Annotated in this window: 1 rRNA gene; it reads left to right on the forward strand. The window is 40.5% G+C overall.

The annotated features are described in order from the left end of the window. Positions 1-428: 428 nt before the first annotated feature. Positions 429-501, forward strand: a 16S ribosomal RNA gene (locus tag RH89_RS16770); the annotation flags it as partial.

Below are 501 nucleotides of genomic sequence, written 5' to 3' on the forward strand. Positions count from 1 at the left end.
AAATTTCAAAAAAGACTTGTCATCGAAACTCATCTCCCTATAATGCCGCCTCACCGACACGGAGTGAGACGAACATCACAAACCGAGCCGGGTAGAGAGGAAAAGAAAATTTCAAAAAAATCTTGACTCTCAAAATTCGGAGCGTAATATACGCACCCCTAACGGCAAGACGCAGAGCGGCTTAGTCAGTTAGAAAAAGCTCTTTAAAAATATAGACCTATCAATCTGTGTGGGCACTCGTTGATGATAATCCAAATAGATACTTCGGTATCGATTTAGGTTTCAATGAACTGAGTGACCATTCGAATTGGGAAGCAGCCTTGAGCTGTTTTGTTTTACTTTTTCAAAAGTGAAAACCAATAAGAGCACAGTCAATTCAAACATTACTTTATGTAATGTTCAGTATTCATTGAGCCGACCAAAATCTTAAATTGAAGAGTTTGATCATGGCTCAGATTGAACGCTGGCGGCAGGCCTAACACATGCAAGTCGAGCGGAAAC

The sequence above is a fragment of the Vibrio nigripulchritudo ATCC 27043 genome (assembly GCF_000222685.1).
Taxonomy (GTDB): Bacteria; Pseudomonadota; Gammaproteobacteria; order Enterobacterales; family Vibrionaceae; genus Vibrio; species Vibrio nigripulchritudo.